15 protein-coding genes, 3 tRNA genes and 2 pseudogenes are annotated in these 19,509 nt (G+C 56.2%); 9 read left to right on the top strand and 11 right to left on the bottom strand.

The features are described 5' to 3' along the window. Nucleotides 1–194: 194 nt before the first annotated feature. A complete protein-coding gene (locus D8779_RS19100; protein WP_136666112.1) occupies nt 195–707 on the bottom strand; it encodes a YajG family lipoprotein in 513 nt (170 codons plus the stop codon). Between the two features lie 148 nt (nt 708–855). On the opposite strand from D8779_RS19100, the pseudogene D8779_RS19095 reads away from it, so the two are divergent. Next, nucleotides 856–1,823: pseudogene (locus tag D8779_RS19095) on the top strand (integron integrase). Nucleotides 1,824–1,884: 61 nt separating this feature from the next. Here the strand turns inward: D8779_RS19095 and rimO are convergent. The 7 genes and pseudogenes from rimO to D8779_RS19065 form a co-directional block, all read right to left on the bottom strand. Continuing rightward, entirely contained in the window at nt 1,885–3,204 is a 1,320-nt protein-coding gene (gene rimO, locus D8779_RS19090) for a 30S ribosomal protein S12 methylthiotransferase RimO (protein WP_136666110.1), read from the bottom strand. A 310-nt stretch (nt 3,205–3,514) separates the two neighbouring features. After that, nucleotides 3,515–5,197 carry an ankyrin repeat domain-containing protein gene (locus D8779_RS19085; RefSeq protein ID WP_136666108.1) on the bottom strand — a complete coding sequence of 561 codons (1,683 nt, stop codon included), beginning with the start codon at nt 5,195–5,197 and terminating at the stop codon, nt 3,515–3,517. A 327-nt stretch (nt 5,198–5,524) separates the two neighbouring features. Continuing rightward, nucleotides 5,525–5,603, bottom strand: a pseudogene (locus D8779_RS21190) (hypothetical protein); the annotation flags it as partial. 137 nt (nt 5,604–5,740) lie between these two features. Further along, entirely contained in the window at nt 5,741–6,292 is a 552-nt protein-coding gene (locus D8779_RS19080; protein WP_136666106.1) for a cytochrome b, read from the bottom strand. 136 nt (nt 6,293–6,428) lie between these two features. Beyond that, nucleotides 6,429–6,505 (bottom strand) — tRNA-Met (locus D8779_RS19075). Between the two features lie 122 nt (nt 6,506–6,627). After that, nucleotides 6,628–6,704, bottom strand: a tRNA-Met gene (locus tag D8779_RS19070). A gap of 120 nt (nt 6,705–6,824) precedes the next feature. After that, nucleotides 6,825–6,901, bottom strand: a tRNA-Met gene (locus D8779_RS19065). Between the two features lie 205 nt (nt 6,902–7,106). On the opposite strand from D8779_RS19065, the gene D8779_RS19060 reads away from it, so the two are divergent. Both D8779_RS19060 and dinB read left to right on the top strand, forming a co-directional pair. Then, the gene (locus tag D8779_RS19060) at nt 7,107–7,322 is read left to right on the top strand and encodes a hypothetical protein (RefSeq protein ID WP_136666105.1); all 216 of its coding nucleotides are present in this window, start codon (nt 7,107–7,109) and stop codon (nt 7,320–7,322) included. Nucleotides 7,323–7,345: 23 nt separating this feature from the next. Continuing rightward, nucleotides 7,346–8,410 carry a DNA polymerase IV gene (gene dinB / locus D8779_RS19055; protein WP_136666103.1) on the top strand — a complete coding sequence of 355 codons (1,065 nt, stop codon included), beginning with the start codon at nt 7,346–7,348 and terminating at the stop codon, nt 8,408–8,410. On the opposite strand, the gene D8779_RS19050 is transcribed toward dinB, so the two are convergent. Then, on the bottom strand, nt 8,411–8,950 hold the full coding sequence (locus D8779_RS19050; RefSeq protein ID WP_136666101.1) for a CsiV family protein: 540 nt from the start codon (nt 8,948–8,950) through the stop codon (nt 8,411–8,413). Between the two features lie 11 nt (nt 8,951–8,961). Continuing rightward, complete coding sequence (mfd, locus tag D8779_RS19045; protein WP_136666099.1) at nt 8,962–12,399, bottom strand: transcription-repair coupling factor; 3,438 nt, start codon at nt 12,397–12,399, stop codon at nt 8,962–8,964. A 131-nt stretch (nt 12,400–12,530) separates the two neighbouring features. Here mfd and D8779_RS19040 point away from each other — a divergent pair, with 131 nt between their 5' ends. Next, complete coding sequence (locus tag D8779_RS19040; protein ID WP_136666097.1) at nt 12,531–13,997, top strand: glyceraldehyde-3-phosphate dehydrogenase; 1,467 nt, start codon at nt 12,531–12,533, stop codon at nt 13,995–13,997. Nucleotides 13,998–14,050: 53 nt separating this feature from the next. On the opposite strand, the gene D8779_RS19035 is transcribed toward D8779_RS19040, so the two are convergent. After that, nucleotides 14,051–14,611 (bottom strand): chalcone isomerase family protein, encoded by a 561-nt coding sequence (locus tag D8779_RS19035; protein WP_136666096.1) that lies wholly within the window; start codon nt 14,609–14,611, stop codon nt 14,051–14,053. Nucleotides 14,612–14,883: 272 nt separating this feature from the next. Here D8779_RS19035 and D8779_RS19030 point away from each other — a divergent pair, with 272 nt between their 5' ends. Genes D8779_RS19030 through nqrE form a run of 5 tightly spaced genes read left to right on the top strand, consistent with a single transcriptional unit; the run spans nt 14,884 to nt 19,496 of the window. Beyond that, nucleotides 14,884–16,221: a Na(+)-translocating NADH-quinone reductase subunit A gene (locus D8779_RS19030; RefSeq protein WP_136666094.1), complete on the top strand. Its 1,338-nt coding sequence runs from the start codon at nt 14,884–14,886 to the stop codon at nt 16,219–16,221. A gap of 3 nt (nt 16,222–16,224) precedes the next feature. Beyond that, entirely contained in the window at nt 16,225–17,436 is a 1,212-nt protein-coding gene (locus tag D8779_RS19025) for an NADH:ubiquinone reductase (Na(+)-transporting) subunit B (RefSeq protein WP_136666092.1), read from the top strand. Then, complete coding sequence (locus tag D8779_RS19020) at nt 17,429–18,217, top strand: Na(+)-translocating NADH-quinone reductase subunit C (protein WP_136666090.1); 789 nt, start codon at nt 17,429–17,431, stop codon at nt 18,215–18,217. The genes D8779_RS19025 and D8779_RS19020 overlap by 8 nt, the downstream gene beginning before the upstream one ends. Next, nucleotides 18,214–18,888, top strand: coding sequence for an NADH:ubiquinone reductase (Na(+)-transporting) subunit D (locus D8779_RS19015; RefSeq protein WP_205895849.1), 675 nt, complete (start codon nt 18,214–18,216; stop codon nt 18,886–18,888). The genes D8779_RS19020 and D8779_RS19015 overlap by 4 nt, the downstream gene beginning before the upstream one ends. Further along, a complete protein-coding gene (nqrE, locus tag D8779_RS19010; RefSeq protein WP_136666086.1) occupies nt 18,888–19,496 on the top strand; it encodes an NADH:ubiquinone reductase (Na(+)-transporting) subunit E in 609 nt (202 codons plus the stop codon). The genes D8779_RS19015 and nqrE overlap by 1 nt, the downstream gene beginning before the upstream one ends. Nucleotides 19,497–19,509: the final 13 nt, after the last annotated feature.

Genomic DNA, 19,509 nt, shown 5'->3' with positions numbered 1-19,509 from the left:
TTATCGAATGCGAGTGTTTCGGGCCGGATTTGAACGACCGCTGAGGGCTTACAGACTGCATCCGAACATTGTTATTTGTACGCATAACTTCCTTGTTATCCCGAGCTTTGCTGTGCCGCCTAACGATAGGTTAAGGGGCGGGCTTTAGCCCGTCCCAAGTGAGCGAAGCGAGCGACTTGAACCGCTTGTTAGCGTTAATTAGCAAGGTACTCCAAGACGCTTTCATCTTTTAGGATGTGAAGTACGGAAACCGCTATGGCACTGTTAAATGTTCTTTCTATGTTTCCACCAACACTCGAGTTGGTTATGTCTGTTACTTGGAATTTCTTCTCAAAACCGTTGTCACCCGTAATTGTAAAATCGCTGTATGCCTTAAATACAAAGGTGCTGTGATCAACGTAGAATCTGGAGATTGTTATATTTAATTTCTTGTTCTTATTGCCGGTCACTTTTCCATTTTTAGTGATTTCATTATCTAATTGCTCTGCCAGTGCTCGGGATATCTCTTTGTAGGATGCTTGCCACTTCATGACGTCATCATAGATTATTTTAATTTCGTCACTATTTTCGGAGTTGGTTACAGTGGTTGGGCCTGAAACAGATAATTCATCGATTCTACCGCTTTTAATTTCATATTCTTTGGGTTGGTATTGATAAGTCGCGCACCCGGACAAAAGAAGTGCAAGCAAAAATACTGCTGGTTTCATAGTTATTTCCTATTAATGCTAACTATTAATTGTACGACATGTGATGTCGCGTTTTTGTGTCGCATAATCCGCCTTGTAGGGCTTCGGTTCCTTGCCTACTCTGGTTTTTGTCGCCTGTAACGCGGCAGAACTCAGGGAGAAAAGCGACATGGATGACGGCAAGCCTAGGCTGCTGGATCAGGTGCGTCAGCAGATTCGAGTTAGAAATTATTCCATCCGCACAGAGGCTGTCTACGCAGAATGGGTTAAGCGTTATATCCGCTTTCATCATTACCGTCATCCGCTTGAAATGGGTGGCGCTGAGATTGAAGCGTTTCTTACGCATTTGGCGGTTAAGCGCAATGTGGCCGGCGCGACGCAGAATCAGGCGTTGGCGGCGTTGTTGTTCCTTTATAAAGAAGTATTAAAGGTCGATCTGCCTTGGTTGAACGGGATTGTTCGAGCCAAAAAGCCCAAGCATTTGCCGGTAGTGTTGACGCGGGATGAGGTGAGCCGTGTCTTGGTGCAGATGTCTGGAGTTAAGTGGATGGTGGCAACGCTGCTGTATGGCTCTGGGTTGCGACTCCTGGAGGCGCTGCGTTTGCGGGTCAAAGATGTTGAGTTTGCTCGGGGCGAAGTTGTGGTGCGCGATGGCAAGGGCCAGAAAGATCGGGTGACGATGTTGCCGCGAACTTTGGTTGTGCCTTTGCGTGAGCATTTAGAGTTGGTGGAGGCGTTACATCAGCAGGATTTGGCTGAAGGGTTTGGGCGGGCAAATTTGCCGTTCGCGTTGGCGCGCAAATACCCGAATGCGGCAGCGGACTGGGCTTGGCAGTTTGTATTTCCGTCCGGCAACCGTTCTGTTGATCCGCGTTCAAAGGGTGTCTTTCGTCATCATGTACATGAGAAAACCATTCAGCGCGCCATACGTGAGGCGGTTCGTAGTGCGGGTGTGATTAAGCCGGCTACGCCGCATACGTTGCGTCATTCGTTTGCAACTCATTTGCTGGGAGTGGCCAGGATATTCGTACGGTGCAGGAGTTGCTGGGGCATGCGGATGTGAAAACTACGATGATTTATACCCACGTGCTGAATAGGGGTGGCTTAGGTGTACTAAGCCCCTTGGATCGCGGATAAGAAAAAGCCCTGCATATGCAGGGCTTTTTTGTAGCGGACGGGATCGGTCAGCGTTTGCGTCTTAGATCACTTCTGCCCACATGTCGTATTCATCAGCATCGACGATGCGCACGCGAACTTTGTCACCTGGCTTCACGCCAGTGCTAGCGATAAATACGCTGCCGTCAATTTCTGGCGCGTCAGCGTAGCAGCGAGCGACGGCGCCTTGATCGTCGACTTCGTCGATCAGCACGTCCATTTCTTGACCGACCTTCAGCTGTAGGCGGGCAGTGCTGATGGCTTGCTGGTGGGCCATAAAGCGGTCCCAGCGGTCCTGTTTAACGTCATCCGGTACGTGGTTGTCGAGCAGATTGGCGGGTGCGCCTTCTACCGGTGAGTATTGGAAGCAGCCCACGCGGTCGAGTTGCGCTTCGGTCAGCCAGTTGAGCAGGTATTGGAAGTCTTCTTCAGTTTCGCCGGGGAAGCCCACGATAAAGGTCGAGCGGATCGTAAGTTCGGGGCAGATTTCGCGCCAGTTCTTGATCCGCGCCAGGGTCTTGTCTTCGAAGGCCGGGCGCTTCATGGCTTTCAGCACTTTCGGGCTGGCGTGTTGGAAGGGGATATCCAGGTACGGCAGGATCTTGCCGGCGGCCATCAAGGGGATCAGCTCGTCGACGTGTGGATAGGGGTAGACGTAGTGCAGGCGCACCCATACACCCATGCTCGAAAGCGCCTCACACATTTCCGTCATGCGGGTTTTCACTGGCTGGCCATTCCAGAAGTCGGTCTTGTACTTCATGTCGACGCCATAGGCGCTGGTGTCTTGAGAGATCACCAGCAGCTCTTTGACGCCGGCTTTGACTAGGCGCTCGGCTTCGCTCAGCACGTCACCCACTGGGCGGCTGACCAGCTTGCCGCGCATTGAGGGGATGATGCAGAAGCTGCAGCTGTGGTTACAGCCTTCGGAAATCTTCAGGTAGGCATAGTGGCGTGGGGTGAGCTTGATACCTTGTGGCGGCACCAGGTCGATCAGTGGGTTGTGCGAAGTGGACGGTGGAACCACTTCATGCACAGCGTTGAGCACTTGCTCATATTGTTGCGGGCCGGTGACTGAGAGCACGCTGGGGTGTACGTCACGAATTGCGCCTTCTTCCACGCCCATGCAACCGGTGACGATGACCTTACCGTTTTCCTTAATCGCTTCGCCGATCACTTCCAGGGATTCGGCTTTGGCGCTGTCGATAAAGCCGCAAGTGTTGACCACCACCACATCGGCGTCCTGATAGGTCGACACCACTTCATAACCTTCCATGCGCAGCTGGGTCAGGATGCGCTCGGAGTCCACCAGTGCTTTGGGGCATCCGAGACTCACAAACCCAACTTTGGGTGTAGTAGTTGACATTGGGCTTACCTCATCGGGCGCTCTGGGTGGCACCGCTGATCAAAAAGTGCGCAATTCTAGCGGTGCTTGGTGAGATTATCCAGCACCGTCGATAGCTTGGTGTGCCTAGCGTGACAGTAAACTTTTTGGGGTGGATTACCTGCAGTACATGCACCTTGGTCCCGTTAAATGAATCTGCGTCGTGAATACTGTGAAGGATGACGTACTCCCGATGTTGGGCTATCGCTCAACGGGCACTTTTGGCTGATATTGGCGGGTCTCAGTCGGCAGCAGTCGGCCAGGTGCAGACATTCACTGAATCTTGTCGGCGCTAGCTCAACAATATTTTTTGAGCCGGTTTGTTCTTGCTTTCTATAGCCAGTTCAAGTGGCGTTAGGCCTCTGCGGTTGCGCACTTCACGGTCGGCCCCGGCTGCTAAAAGTGGGGCAATACAGCTGTTTGCTCTGTATATCACGGCTTCGTGCAATGCGAAGTCCAGTGAGTTAGCTGAATCGATGATGGGCTTGTTTGGATCAACCCCCTTTGCGAGCAACAAAAGAACTATCTCCAAGTTATTGTTACTTACGGCTCGTCTAAACGGGTGGTACCTAGAGTTTGTCGGTGCATCAAATGGCAGGCCCATTTCAATTAGCCTACTGGCCATTGCTGGCGGTGCCTCTTTGTTAATTTGCTGCGTTAGACATTCGAAAGCGGCTTGCAGCAGCGGGCCTTCAAAGGCAGGGCATGCTGTAGATCGGCTGCGTTCGGCCAAGTCTTGCAGCATGGCTTCATTCATGCCGGCCTGATCGGTAATGTAATAGGCCAGAAGTTGCTCTCCATCGGCCTCAGTGCCACTCCCTATGCAAGGCATAAAAGCATGATCGCCGAGGCGCCAGAGTTGGTCTAAGGCCACATGATTACCTTCTCTCAACGCTATAGTCAGTAACTTATGGCGTTCGAGCTCTGTCGGTGGGCTTGCAACCAATAACTCGTTGAAACGTTGGTGGTCGTGAACGCGAACAGCCCCAGACTGCTGTTCTAGTATGTTGTCTGAGCGCGCCGATTCGGGCAATTCCAGGGTCGCGCCGTGGGCTAGCATCAACTCGCGCAGTTGGGCATGCCTAACGCTTGCCAGAGGAGTGCCTTGCTCTGGCGAATAGCGATTCAGGTCCGCACCATTGGCCAATAATAGTTCGGCAGCCAAGGTGGCGCGCTCGGGGTGCGATCTCAGGTTGCATGATGAATCCGCAAGCACATGGAGCGGCGTACGACCACTTGGGGCTTGTTCATTCACATCGGCCCCTGCGTCCAACAGAGCTTGGATCAGTCTCAGATCGAAGGTATATGCCGCCATCTGGAGGGGAAAGTAGGGCATGTCATAGCTTGGAAGGGGGCCACTTACCAGGGTTACTGGATTAACAATCGCACCTGCCTTGAGCAGATCGATAATTACATCCGTTGGCATAGGGTCGCTATTAGTACGCTGCGCCGTGCGCAACATCTGAATCAGTAATGGTATGGGGCCTACCATCGCGTTTGGGTCCATTCCATGTAGAGTCACCATTTCACCCACCAACTCAAACCGCTTCTTTTTGAGCAACTGCCAGACTTCCTCCATCGGATCAATCTTGCGAAGCGCAGCCTCATACTGCTTACGAGTAATTGAGCGGGTAGCGCTGGCCCATACGCCTTGGTTGGGATTCCCGTCGAGGCCGTACTTACAGGCCATTAGCTTGCATCCCAGCTTCAGTAGCTGTGAAGAAATCGTGGGAGAAGGAAACTGTGCCGAATCTCCACCAATTAACGCCTCCACCTTAATCTGATCGAAGCTGCTGTCTTCCAGCCAGAGGGCGGGGTTTGCGCTCTGTGACTCTATTCCCAGCACTGCAATTAGCTGTTGTGCTCTGGCCTCATCAGAGACTTGGGCGTTTGCCTCTAAAAGCACCCGGTGTAGCTCCCTGGCTTCGGCTCGGGTGGAAAAATGCAGTTGATAGACAAGGCGCACTTCAGACATATCGGTTCCTTCCGTAGTTGTGGGCTGGAAATGTATTTCTTAGGTTCTTTTGGGGCAGGATGAGGCATCAGCATACCGATGCTGGCGCGAGCAAACCATTTTGCTTTCACAGAAAAAATGGCAGCTAGTCGAGCGAGATATGGCGATTGTTGTGCCTATACTTGCCTGTTTTCAAAGGCCACTTCGGGTCGTTTTCTGCCCGACGCGACTGGCTGCTATTGGCCGGTCGTTGCCGCTTACGCGAGTTAATAACTCGTCAGGTGTCATGCCACCAAAAAGGCCCGGTACCGCAGGTGTTGCCTGCGGTATCGGGCCTTTTTGGTGCCTGAGGATCTTGTATAGATCAACTAACGCTAGGGCATCCGAGTGAAACGAAGCCGACTTTTGGCGTGGCGGGGGTGGACATGGCGTTAACCTCAGGCGTGTACGGACGGATGCTGGGCGCTTGCTGCGCCTCTGATCAAAAAGTGCGCAATTCTAGCGGTGGCGCTGCCAATTGACCAGCACTGAACGTCGCCCCGATTGGTTGTGACGTTCGCTGTTTCAGCGGTGCTTGTTGGGCAGGATGCGCGTGAGCGTGTTATCCCGCGCAACAAAGTGATGAAGTAAGCCGGCAGCAGCATGCAGGCCGATTAACCAGTAACCCGCGGTGCCGGCCAGTTCGTGCCATTCCTTGATCTGTCCTGCCAGTTCCTTGTTCGGTGCTAGCAGTGCTGGCAGCTCCAATCCGAAGAAAGGAATAGGCTTGCCGGCCGCGCTCAAGATCAGCCAGCCGGCCAGTGGTGCGCCGATCATCAGGCCGTAAAGGGCGACGTGCATAAATTTTGCGGGGATAGCTTGCCAGCGGGGCAGGGCGGGCGCTATTGCAGGCGTTGGTGCGATTATGCGTGCCAGCAGGCGTAGCCAGACCAAGGTGAATACTGTGAGGCCGAGCATAAAGTGCCATTGCTTGAGCAGCTCACGGGTATCGCTGCCTTTTGGGAAGTTGCCCTTGAGTTCGATGCAGGCATACACGCCGGCAATCAGGATTAACATCAGCCAATGCAGCGTAATGGACAGGCTGCCATAACGTAATTCAGTATTTTTCCAGGGCATGGTGGTGCGGGCTCCAAGGCTGTAAGTGACATTCGCCTCTAGTTTAGGCAGGCAAACCTTACGCTTTCCTGAGCTTGCTCACTTAATTCGCGCACAAACAAAAAGGCCACTCGATTGAGTGGCCTTTTTGAGTATCTGGTTGCGGGAGCCGGATTTGAACCGACGACCTTCGGGTTATGAGCCCGACGAGCTACCAGACTGCTCCATCCCGCGCCGGCTATTCTATATAGAAATCGACTGCTGTCAACAAAATAGTGTTTTTAATCAAATGCTTAGGTTTGTTAGCTGCAGGAAACAAAAAAGGCCACTCGATTGAGTGGCCTTTTTTGAGTATCTGGTTGCGGGAGCCGGATTTGAACCGACGACCTTCGGGTTATGAGCCCGACGAGCTACCAGACTGCTCCATCCCGCGCCGGCAATTCTATACAGAAACGATCTTTTGTCAATTGATTAGTGGTTTTTAATCAATAGCTTAAATCGGTATAGCGGAAAAGCAAAAAGGCCACTCGATTGAGTGGCCTTTTTGAGTATCTGGTTGCGGGAGCCGGATTTGAACCGACGACCTTCGGGTTATGAGCCCGACGAGCTACCAGACTGCTCCATCCCGCGGCGCCAATTCTAGCGTTTTATTGAGGCCTGTCAACCCAAAGGTGAGGGTAAGTTGTGTTTATTCAGTCATTTAGCCAGATTTGGTGCGGCTCACGGCGCCTCAGCTGTAGGCAAAAGCCTGATTGGGTTGGCGCTCATGCTTTCGTCATAGCCTGTTGCCAGGCTGTTGGGCTAGAGTCCGTGCCCATTGAATGGGAGCAGTGTTATGAGTGGTGAATGCAAATCCTGCGGTGTTCAGGTTCCAGTCGGCGCTAAGGCCTGCCCGAGTTGTGGCGCTGCGTTTGCGGCGAAGACCAAGCTGCTGCCATTGGCGGCGTTTATGCTGATTGTCATCCTGATTATCCAGTCTTACCTCGGTAAGCCGGACGATGCACCAGGCGAGGCCAAGCCGGTGGCGCCGGTTAATTCAGCCGCGCAATAGTTGTAGGCTCGATGGAATTGACGATGAACAGCCGCAAGATCATCCACGTGGACTGCGATTGTTTCTACGCTGCGATCGAGATGCGTGATGACCCGCGCCTGGCCAATAAGCCGCTGGCCGTGGGTGGTTCGGCCGATCGGCGTGGGGTGATTGCCACCTGCAATTATGAGGCGCGCAGTTATGGCGTGCGTTCGGCCATGGCCTCGGGACAGGCAATGAAGCTGTGCCCGGACCTGATGATCGTCAAGCCACGAATTGATGTCTACAAAGCCGTATCGCGTGAGATTCAGGCCATTTTTCGCGATTACACCGAACTGATCGAGCCCCTTTCGCTGGACGAGGCTTACTTAGACGTCACCGAGAGCCCACACTTTGACGGCAGTGCCACCCGCATCGCTCAGGATATTCGTCGGCGGGTGTCGCAGGAGCTGCACATCACCGTTTCCGCTGGCGTGGCCCCTAACAAATTCCTGGCCAAAATCGCCAGTGATTGGAAGAAGCCGAACGGGCTGTTTGTCATCACTCCCGACCAGGTGGATGACTTTGTGGCAGCCTTGCCGGTTAGCAAACTCCATGGTGTGGGGAAGGTGACGGCTGACAAGCTTGGGCGCCTGGGGATTCGCACCTGCAGTGATTTACGCGAGTGGAACAAGCTGGCGTTGGTTAAAGCGTTCGGCAGTTTTGGCGAGCGCTTGTGGGGGTTGGCGCATGGGGTTGATGAGCGTGCGGTACACAATGACAGCCGGCGCCAATCTGTCAGTGTGGAAAACACCTTCGATAAGGACTTACCGGATCTTGCTGCTTGTTTGGAGCAACTCCCCGCGCTGCTGGAGCAATTGACCACGCGTATGGCGCGGCTCGACCCCAGTTATCGGCCGGACAAACCCTTTGTCAAAGTCAAATTCCATGACTTCAGTCAGACCACCTTGGAGCAAGCCGGCGCGCGCCATGATCTGGACAGCTACAGCCGATTGCTGAGTGCCGCTTTTGTTCGCGGTAATAAGCCGGTTCGCTTACTGGGGGTCGGTGTGCGCTTGCATGACCTGCGCGGTCGGCATGAGCAGTTGGAGTTGTTTGCGCCTGAGTGATTAAAGCGGGCTAACGCGAATCAGCAAACCGAGGCTGCCGTTGTCGACAAAGGTCAGTTCGCCGCTTTTCAAGCGACTGCTCTGCTTGATGCGTTCGCTGTCACTGATGGTGCCGCTGGCGTCTAGCTGGTTGACCCAGATGTCGCTGTCCAGTTCGATCACGCGACCTGCCTTGAGGCTAATGGTGCCTTCGACGGGGTGATGGCCGAACTGCTCATCGCCGGTGCTGATGGCTACTCGGCTGCTCGATTCGCCCAGGCTCTGGGACCAAGCTTGGTGCAGCAACACCTGATAGCCGCTCGAAGGGTTGAGTTTGCCCGCTTCGGCATTCAGTGCGGTATTTCGGCTATTGCTGCCGTCGACAGGCAGCGCGCTCTGCGCCCAGTTGTCGGGTGGCAGTTGCCCGGCCGAAATCGGTTCGCCCGCTTGGCGAAACACGATGACTTCAACCTGGTACAGACTTTCAGCCAAGGCGGTTGTGCTACCGAGCAGGCTCAGCAGAATAAGTGGCAGCAGGGCCAGGGTGCGGAGGGCGCGCATGGGTCAGTCCTTTACGTAGAGGGGGTCAGGCGCTCGAACAGCGCTTCGAGTGTGTTGAATCGTTCTTCCGGACGCTCCATGGGCACCTGGAATTTAAACATCGTTGCGCCTTCGAACTTGTAGCGATTTGGCGCGCCCTGGATCAGCTTAATCAGGGTCAGTGGGTCGACGCAGGTGTCGGCAGCAAACTCGATGCGCCCGCCTTGTGGGCCGGCGTCGACCTTTTTGATGCCGAGTTTTTCTGCCTGCAATTTAAGCAGGGTGATGCGCACCAGATTCTTGCTCGGCTCGGGCAGCAGGCCGAAGCGGTCAATCATTTCCACTTGCAGGTCTTTCAGGCCTTCCTCGTCGGCGGCGTTGGCGATGCGCTTGTACATAATTAGGCGTGCGTGCACATCGGGCAGGTAGTCGTCGGGAATCAGCGCCGGCACGCGTAGATTGATCTCCGGGCCGCCGCCGAGAGGTTGGTCGAGGTTGGGTTGCTCGCCCTTGCGGATCGACTTCACCGCGCGCTCAAGCATTTCCATATACAGGGTGAAACCCACCGCCTGAATCTGTCCGCTCTGGCCATCGCCGAGCAGTTCGCCAGCGCCGCGAATTTCCAAGTCATGGGTGGCTAGCAGAAAGCCTGCGCCCAGGTCCTGGGCATTGGAGATGGCTTCGAGGCGTTTTTGCGCATCGTCGGTCATCTGCTTGCGCGGCGGGGTCAGCAGGTAGGCATAGGCCTGGTGATGACTACGACCAACGCGGCCGCGCAATTGGTGTAGTTGGGCCAGGCCGAACTTGTCGGCGCGCTCGATGATGATGGTGTTGGCGCTCGGCACGTCGATGCCGGTCTCGATAATGGTCGAGGCGATCAGCACGTTAAAGCGCTTGTGATAGAAGTCGCCCATCACCTGTTCCAGCTCGCGCTCGCGCATCTGTCCGTGACCAATACCAATGCGTGCTTCCGGTACCAGTTCGGCAAGGTCGGCGGCACATTTCTCGATGGTTTTCACGTCGTTGTGCAGGTAATAGACCTGACCGCCGCGTAGCAGTTCACGCAGCAGCGCTTCCTTGATGGTTGGGTTGTTCTGCTCCATCACAAAGGTGCGCACCGACAGACGACGTGCCGGCGGCGTGGCGATGATCGACAGGTCGCGCATGCCGGCCACGGCCATGTTCAGGGTGCGCGGAATAGGCGTGGCGGTGAGAGTGAGGATGTCGACTTCACTGCGCAGGGTTTTCAGCTGTTCTTTCTGACGCACACCGAAGCGGTGTTCTTCGTCGATGATCACCAGACCCAGGTTGTTGAACTTGACGTCGTCCTGCAGCAGCTTGTGGGTGCCGATGACGATGTCGACCTTGCCCTCGGCCAGTTGCTGCATGGCCTCGCTGACTTCCTTGGCACTCTTGAAACGGCTCATCACCTCAACCTTGACTGGCCAGTCGGCGAAGCGGTCGCGGAAGCTGTTGTAGTGCTGTTGGGCGAGCAGAGTGGTGGGTACCAATACGGCTACCTGCTTGCCGCCATGCACGGCGATAAAGGCGGCGCGCATCGCCACTTCGGTTTTGCCGAAGCCGACATCGCCACAGATCAGGCGATCCATTGGTTTGGCGGAGAGCATGTCGCTGTACACCGCCTCAATGGCCGCTTGTTGGTCCGGGGTTTCTTCGAAAGGGAAACCGGCGCTGAAGGTGCTGTAGTCGGCCTTCGGGTCGGCAAACGCATAGCCTTCGCGTGCGGCGCGACGGGCGTAGACGTCGAGCAGTTCGGCGGCGACATCGCGCACCTGTTCGGCGGCCTTGCGCTTGGCTTTCTGCCAGATTTCCGAGCCCAGACGATGCAGAGGGGCTAGGGCGTCATCGCTGCCGGTGTAGCGCGCAATCAGGTGCAGGCTGGCGACCGGCACGTAGAGCTTGGCTTCTTCGGCATACATCAGCGCAAGGAACTCGGCGGCCTGACCGTCGAACTCCATGGTTACCAAGCCCAGGTAGCGCCCGACGCCGTGGTCGATATGCACCACCGGCGAGCCTTCGCGCAGTTCGGTGAGGTTTTTGATGACGTTATCGCCACCGTCGCGGGATTTCTCGCGGCGGCGGCGCTGCATAACGCGCTGGCCGAACAGTGGGCTTTCCGCCACCAGCGCTAAGTCTTCCAGCAGCAGACCGTCATCCAGCGGCGCGATACAGATACCCAGGCGCTCTTTACTGGCGGTGAACGTTGGCCAGCTGTCAAATTCGTTGGGCTTGAGCTTGAGGCGGGCGAGCAACTCCAGCAGCACTTCGCGGCGGCCGGCGGATTCGGCGCAGAACAACACGCGACCGGGGTATTCCTCGATAAAACGGCGCAGCGCAGCCAGCGGCTCACCAGCTTTGGCCTGGATGGCCAGATCCGGTAGCGGTTTGGCATCGAAGCGTAAGCGGCCGACGCCGGTTTCAATGTCGTCCTGGCTGACGACGACACGCGGCCAGTTCTTCAGCCGGGCAAAACAGTCTTCTACCGGCAGAAAAATATCGGCAGGCGGCAGCAGCGGACGTTCCGGGTCGACGCGGCGATCTTCATAGCGGCTGCGCGCATCCACCCAAAACTGCTCGGCGGCTTTCTCAATGCCAGGCAGAGAGAACACTTGGGTGTCGCTGGGTAAATAGTCGAAGAGAGTGGCGGTTTCTTCAAAAAACAGCGGCAGGTAGTACTCGATACCGGCGGGGGTGATGCCGGTACTGAGGTCTTGGTAGATCGGGCAGCGGCGGAAATCCACGTCAAAGCGCTCGCGGAAGCGGCCACGGAAGTCGGTAACGGCTTTCTTTTCCAGCGGGAACTCGCGCGCCGGCAGCAGCTTGATCGACTCGACTTTGTCGATGGAGCGCTGGTTTTCCGGGTCGAAGGTGCGCAGGGTTTCGATTTCGTCATCGAACAGGTCGATGCGATACGGCAGGCTGCTGCCCATCGGAAACAGATCAATCAGCGCGCCGCGCACGGCGAATTCGCCATGCTCATACACCGTGTCAACGCAGCGATAGCCCGCGGCTTCCAGGTTGCTGCGCATTTGATTGACGTCGAGTTGCTGACCGACCTGCATGATCAGGCTGCTGCCAAGCAAGAAACGCTTGGGCGCCAAACGGTGTAGGGCGGTGGTGATCGGCACTACCAAAACGCCGTGTTTTAGCTCGGGCAGGCGATACAGCGCGGCAATACGCTGGGAAATGATGTCCTGATGTGGCGAAAACAGGTCGTAGGGCAGGGTTTCCCAGTCGGGGAAATGCAGCACCGGCAAATCCGGAGCGAAGAAGCTCAGCTCCTCCTGCAGGCGCTCGGCGCTCTGGCTGTCGGCGGTCAGCAGCAGGGTAAAGCGGTTGGCGTTGCTGGCGGCTTCGGCAATCGCTAGGCTCAGCGCGGCACCGGGCAGGTTGCCCCAGTGTTGTTTGCCGGCGGTGGCGGGCAGGGACGGTAGACGCAGTACGGGCACAGGCGGCTCACGGTCAAGGCACAAGGTCGCCGATTGTAGCGGGCGTTGATGCTCGGTGTCAGTTACGACAGTCGTGCATTGCTCATGCTTGCTTGCGCCGTCATAATGTAGCCCCTTTTTTCAGCCCCTACATGTGGAAGGTACTGCCCGTGACTCAGAAGCCCGACCAGTGTCTCGGTGAGTGGATCGATCGAGAAGCCCTTGCGGAAGCGATGATTCCGATGATTGGCCAACTCTACCGTAACAACAACGTGGTCACCTCGATCTACGGCCGTGGTTTGATCAACCGTTCGGTGATCGATATTCTCAAAGCCCACCGCTTTGCCCGTCACCGTCTGGCTGACGGCAGCGAGCTGTCGGTACACGATACCTTCCCGATCCTGAAGACGATGACCGAGCTCAAGCTGGGTGCGGCGTCGGTGGATTTGGGCAAGATGCTCAGCAAGTTCAAGGCTGATGGCAAAGGTCGCAGCATCGAACAGTTCGTCAAAGATGAACTGGCCGAAGTAGCGGGTAGCCAGAACGGCGCCGCCCGCGAAGGCACTGATGTCGTGCTCTACGGCTTTGGCCGTATCGGCCGTCTGCTGGCGCGCATCCTGATCGAGAAAACCGGCGGTGGTGATGGCCTGCGTCTGCGCGCCATTGTTGTGCGTAAGGGTGCTAGCAACGACCTGTCCAAGCGCGCCAGCCTGCTGCGTCGCGATTCGGTACACGGCCCGTTCGATGGCACCATCACTATTGATGAGGCCAACAACACCATTACCGCCAATGGCAACCTGATTCAGGTGATCTACGCCAAAGACCCGAAAGAAGTCGACTACACCCAGTACGGCATCAAGAACGCACTGCTGGTGGATAACACCGGTGTATGGCGTGATGCCGAGGGCTTGGGTCAGCACCTGGCTTGCCCAGGTATTGACCGCGTTGTGCTGACTGCGCCGGGTAAGGGCGCGCTGAAGAACATCGTGCACGGCGTGAACCATGCCGAGATCACCGCGGATGACCAGATCATCTCTGCGGCATCTTGCACCACCAACGCCATCGTGCCGATTCTCAAAGCGATTAACGATCAGTACGGCATTGCCAACGGTCACGTTGAAACGGTGCACTCGTACACCAACGACCAGAACCTGATCGACAACTTCCACAAAGGCGATCGCCGTGGTCGTTCGGCACCGTTGAACATGGTTATCAGTGAAACCGGCGCAGCTACTGCTGCGGCCAAAGCACTGCCAGTGTTGAAAGGTAAGCTGACCGGCAACGCCATTCGCGTGCCAACGCCTAACGTGTCGATGGCTATTCTCAACCTCAACCTTGAGAAGTCCACCAGCCGTGATGAGGTCAACGAGTACCTGCGCCAGATGGCCATGCACTCGGATCTGCAAAAGCAGATCGACTTCGTGCAGTCGCAGGAAGTGGTCTCCACTGACTTCGTTGGCTCACGCCACGCGGGGGTAGTCGATGCCGAAGCCACTATCTGCAATGACAACCGGGTGATTCTGTACGTTTGGTACGACAATGAGTTCGGTTACAGCTGCCAGGTGGTGCGCGTGATGGAAGACATGGCTGGGGTTAACCCGCCTGCTTTCCCGCGCTAAGCGTCGGGTTCAATAAAAAACGGGAGCTTCGGCTCCCGTTTTTTATTGCCTGTTTAGTCAGCCAGTAGGTTGGTGCGCAATTTATCCGACAGGCCGTTGGGCGCGAGCCAGATGCCCAGGTAGGCCTTGGCCAGTGCTGGGTCCTGGCTGGTGTAAGCGACCTTGCCATTTACCTCTAAAGTCAGGCCGGCGCCTGCGGTGAGGTTAAGGGCGTAGCGGTCACCCGGGCGAATATCGCGGAAGGTGGCGTGCAGGTCGTCGATCTGCGAGCGCAAAGGCGCCAGTGTGGTCGCGTCGTGCTGGCGTTCGAGCGTGACCCAGGCCGCCTTGATCACGTCTTGGCTGTCGATATTGCGAAAGTAGTAAAGCTCTAAGCGTTGTGTGAGCGGTTTGGCCAGCGCTTGACTGGCGCTGGCCTGGGCGGGCGCATAGAAGGCCGCGGCGTAGACGTCTGCCCACAAATAAGTCAGTACGCTCTGATTCTTGCGCTCCAGATTGTTCTGGTTAAGCGTGTGGGTGGCTGCGAAATTGGCTTCTTGCAGGCGTTCGCGGTTGTTGGCAAATAACTCGCTGCTCAGCAGCAGTAGGGTGGTGAACACCAGTAACAGGCGCATGACAAGGCTCCAGTAAGTCTATTAGTCCTATGTCTCGCGCTGAGCGGTTGCAGTCAAGCCGCCATCTGTTGCCTTCTGTTACGTTAAACCGGATAAAAGCAAGCGCTTGGGTGGCCAGTGGCCGAGCGCGCGACTTATAATCGGCCAGATTTTTTCCCGCGACCGACATCCTGCCCAGCGTCCGATCTATTTTCTGGCGTTGCGCCGCATTTCTCTGCGTTGGTGTCGTCCGTATTCTAAAAAAGCTTATAAATCAGTGGTTAGGCAAACCTATGATCAAAATAAAACATGGGCTTGATTTGCCCATAACAGGCGTGCCGGTGCAGCGCATCGAGGCTGCAAGGCCCGTGCGTAGCGTCGCTGTCATAGGCTTCGATTACCACGGTATGAAGCCTTCGATGGAGGTTCAGGTCGGTGATCGGGTCAAACTTGGCCAGGTGCTGTTCTCGGACAAGAAGTCGCCAGGCGTGCACTACACCGCTCCAGCCGCAGGCGTGATCAGCGCCATTCACCGTGGCGAGAAGCGTGTGTTGCAGTCCGTGGTCATCGATGTTGAGGGCGATGAGCAAATCACCTTCGATCAGATCGCAGTGGACCAGCTGGCAACTGCTGGCGACGCCAAAGTACGTGAAATCCTGCTGCAATCGGGACTGTGGACCGCACTGCGTGCCCGCCCGTTCAGCAAAGTGCCGGCCGCTGATGCTCAGCCGCGCTCGATTTTCGTGACGGCCATTGATACACACCCGCTGGCCGCCGACCCTGCAGTCGTGATTGCCGAGTACGCCGCCGACTTTGAGCATGGTCTGCAGGTGCTGAGTAATCTGGCCAAGGTGTTCCTCTGCAAGGCTGAAGGTGCCAGCCTGCCGGGTGAACAGCTGAACAATGTGCACACCGAGGCCTTCGCTGGCCCACACCCTGCTGGGCTTGCAGGCACGCATATCCACTTCCTTGATCCAGTCAGCGCCACCAAGAGCGTCTGGTCGATCAACTATCAGGATGTGATTGCCATCGGCAAATTGTTTACCACCGGGCAGCTCTGGACTGAGCGCGTCGTGGCGTTGGCCGGCCCTGTGGTCGAGCAGCCTCGGCTCGTGCGTACTCGTCTGGGTGCAAACCTCAGTGAGTTGGCTGCTGGCCAGCTGCAGCCTGGGTTCAATCGGGTAATCTCTGGTTCGGTATTGGGTGGCCGTACTGCGCAGGGGGCTTTTGCCTTCCTCGGCCGTTATCACCTACAGGTGTCCTGCCTGTCTGAAGGTAACGAGCGCGAGCTGATGCATTACCTGCGTGCAGGGGTGAACAAGCATTCGGTGATGAATATCTTCGTCTCCAAGCTGATGGCTGCGAAAACGTTCGCGTTCTCTACCACCACCAACGGCAGCCCGCGCGCCATGGTGCCGGTGGGTAACTACGAAACGGTGATGCCGCTAGACATCCTGCCGACGCAACTGCTGCGTTATCTGATCGTTGGTGACACCGAGATGGCGCAGAAGCTCGGCTGCCTTGAACTCGACGAAGAAGACCTGGCGCTGTGCACCTATGTGTGTGCTGGCAAGTATGAATACGGCCCGATCCTGCGCGACAACCTCGCCCGCATCGAGAAGGAGGGTTAACTCATGGGTATTCGAGCATTCCTCGATAAAATCGAGCACAACTTCGAAAAAGGCGGCAAGTACGAGAATTGGTACGCCCTCTATGAAGCTGTCGACACCTTCTTTTACCGTCCTGGCAGCGTAACCAAAACCACCGCCCACGTGCGTGACGGCATTGACCTCAAGCGCATGATGATCACGGTGTGGTTGTGCACCTTCCCGGTGATGTTCTTCGGTATGTGGAACACCGGTTATCAGGCCAACCTGATCTTCGCTAACAGCCCTGAGCTGCTGGCGGCGCAGGAAGGCTGGCGCTTCGCCTTGATCGGCTCGCTGGCCGGGTTTGACCCGGGTAGCCTGTGGGATAACTTTATCCAGGGCGCGGCGTACTTCCTGCCGATTTATGCGACGGCCTTTATCGTTGGCGGTTTCTGGGAAGTGCTGTTTGCTTCCATCCGCAAGCATGAAGTCAACGAAGGTTTCTTCGTCACTTCGGTGCTGTTTGCCCTGATTCTGCCGCCCAGCATTCCGCTGTGGCAGGTCGCGCTGGGCATCAGCTTCGGCGTGGTGATCGGCAAGGAAGTGTTTGGCGGTACCGGCAAGAACTTCCTCAACCCAGCGTTGGCGGGTCGTGCTTTCCTGTTCTTCGCCTATCCAGCACAAATGTCCGGTGATGCGGTATGGACCGCTGTTGACGGCTTTGCCGGTGCAACCTCGTTGAGCCTGGCGGCTGCCGGTGGCGTGGAAAACCTCATTGGTAACGGCGTTACCTGGATGAGCGCCTTTGTCGGCACCATTCACGGCTCGATCGGTGAAACCAGCACCTTGGCGATCATGATCGGCGGGGGGGTATTGCTGATCACCAAAATTGCTGCCTGGCGTGTTGTCTCGGGCGTGATGCTGGGCATGATCGGCTTCAGCTTGCTGCTGAATATGCTGGGCTCCGAAACCAATCCGATGTTTGCCATGCCGTGGTACTGGCACCTGGTAGTGGGCGGTTTTGCCTTTGGTATGTTCTTTATGGCGACCGACCCTGTGTCTTCGTCCATGACCAACACCGGCAAGTGGATTTTCGGTGCGCTGATCGGGGTGATGGTGGTGTTGATCCGCGTGATCAACCCGGCGTTCCCAGAAGGCATGATGCTGGCGATTCTGTTCGCCAACCTGTTTGCACCGCTGATCGACCACTTCGTCGTTCAAGCCAATATCAAGCGGAGGCTGGCACGCAATGTCTAGTCAAAAAGAATCCACGGCCCGCACCCTGGTTGTGGCCCTGTTGGTGTGTTTGGTCTGCTCGGTGTTTGTTGCCGGCGCCGCCATTGCACTGAAGCCGACCCAGACGGACAACCGTCTGCTCGATAAGCAGCGCAGCATTTTGGCGATTGCCGGCTTGGGCAACCCAGAAATGAGCGGTAAAGAAGCCAAGGCGCTGTTTGACGAGCGCATCACGGCAAAGATTGTTGACCTGGAAACAGGCACCTTCAGTGACGCCAAAGACCCGATCAAATATGAGCCGCTGCAAGGCGCAAAAGACCCGAGCGAGTCGATTGCCCTGACTGTGGAGCAGGATCTGGCCAAGCTCAAGCGTCGCGAGCGCTACACCATCGTTTATCTGGTTCAGGCCGATGGCCAGCTGGATAAAGTGGTGCTGCCGATTCGTGGCCAGGGCCTGTGGTCAACGCTGTATGGCTTTGTTGCGCTTAAAGCGGATCTCAACACCGTCAGTGGTTTTGGCTTCTACCAGCACGGCGAAACACCGGGTCTGGGTGGTGAAATCGATAACCCGAAATGGAAGAGCCTGTGGCCAGGGAAAACCATCTTTGCCGAGGATGGCAACGTGGCCATCGCCGTCGTTAAAGGTGGCGTAGACCCGAAAAGCCCAAAGGCCGTGCATCAAGTTGATGCGCTTGCCGGGGCAACGCTGACCAGCAATGGCGTCGACCAGCTGATGAAGTTCTGGATGGGTGAAGACGGCTTTGCTCCGTTTATCGCTAAATTGCGCGCAGGGGAGGCTTGATCATGTCGCAGCCGACTATTAAAGAAGTCTTGCTCAACCCAATCTTCAACAACAACCCGATTGGTTTGCAGATTCTGGGTATCTGTTCCGCCTTGGCGGTCACCTCGAACCTGCAAACTGCCTTGGTAATGTCGATTGCCTTGACCCTGGTAACCGGGTTTTCCAACCTGTTTATCTCGATGATCCGCAGCCAGATCCCTAGCTCGATTCGCATGATCGTGCAGATGGTGATCATCGCATCCTTGGTGATCGTGGTGGATCAGGTGCTCAAGGCGTATGCCTTTAGCCTGTCCAAACAGCTGTCGGTGTTTATCGGTCTGATCATCACCAACTGCATCGTGATGGGTCGCGCTGAAGCCTTTGCCATGCAGAACCCGCCGGTGTTGTCGTTCTTCGACGGTATTGGTAACGGTCTGGGCTATAGCGCCTTCCTTGTAGCGCTGGGCATCATCCGTGAGCTGTTCGGTGCGGGTAAGTTGCTGGGCTACGAGATCATTCCTGTGATCAACGACGGTGGTTGGTATCAGCCTAACGGCATGCTGTTGCTGCCGCCTTCAGCGTTCTTCCTGATTGGCCTGTTTATCTGGGCTATCCGTAGCTGGAAGAAAGATCAGGTCGAGAAGCCAAGTTTCAAAATGGCCTCGCAAGTCTCGAATAAGGAGGCCTACTAATGGAGCACTATCTCAGCTTGCTGGCCAAGGCGGTGTTCGTTGAGAACATGGCCCTGGCGTTCTTCCTTGGTATGTGCACCTTTATTGCCATCTCGAAGAAAGTAGAGACGGCAATTGGCCTGGGTATCGCAGTTATCGTGGTGCAGGTCATCACGGTGCCGGCGAACAACCTGATCTACACCTACCTGCTGAAAGACGGCGCACTGGCGTGGGCCGGTTTGCCGGAAGTGGACCTGAGCTTCCTCGGGCTGCTCAGCTACATCGGTGTGATCGCGGCCATCGTGCAGATCCTTGAGATGCTCTTGGATAAGTACGTGCCCAGTCTGTACAACGCACTTGGCGTGTTCCTACCCCTGATCACGGTTAACTGCGCCATCATGGGCGGCACCCTGTTTATGGTGCAGCGTGACTACAACCTGGCGGAAAGTACCGTGTATGGCTTCGGCTCTGGCTTGTCCTGGGCGTTGGCGATTGCTGCGCTGGCGGGGATTCGCGAGAAGCTCAAGTACAGCGATGTACCAGCGGGCTTGCAGGGTCTGGGCATCACCTTTATCACCATCGGTCTGATGTCGTTGGGCTTCATGTCCTTCTCCGGCGTGCAGTTGTAAGGAAGGGATGACG

Origin of the sequence: Pseudomonas leptonychotis (assembly GCF_004920405.1) — a bacterium.
Classification (GTDB): Bacteria; Pseudomonadota; Gammaproteobacteria; order Pseudomonadales; family Pseudomonadaceae; genus Aquipseudomonas; species Aquipseudomonas leptonychotis.
This window is presented reverse-complemented; position numbering and strand designations above follow the sequence as displayed.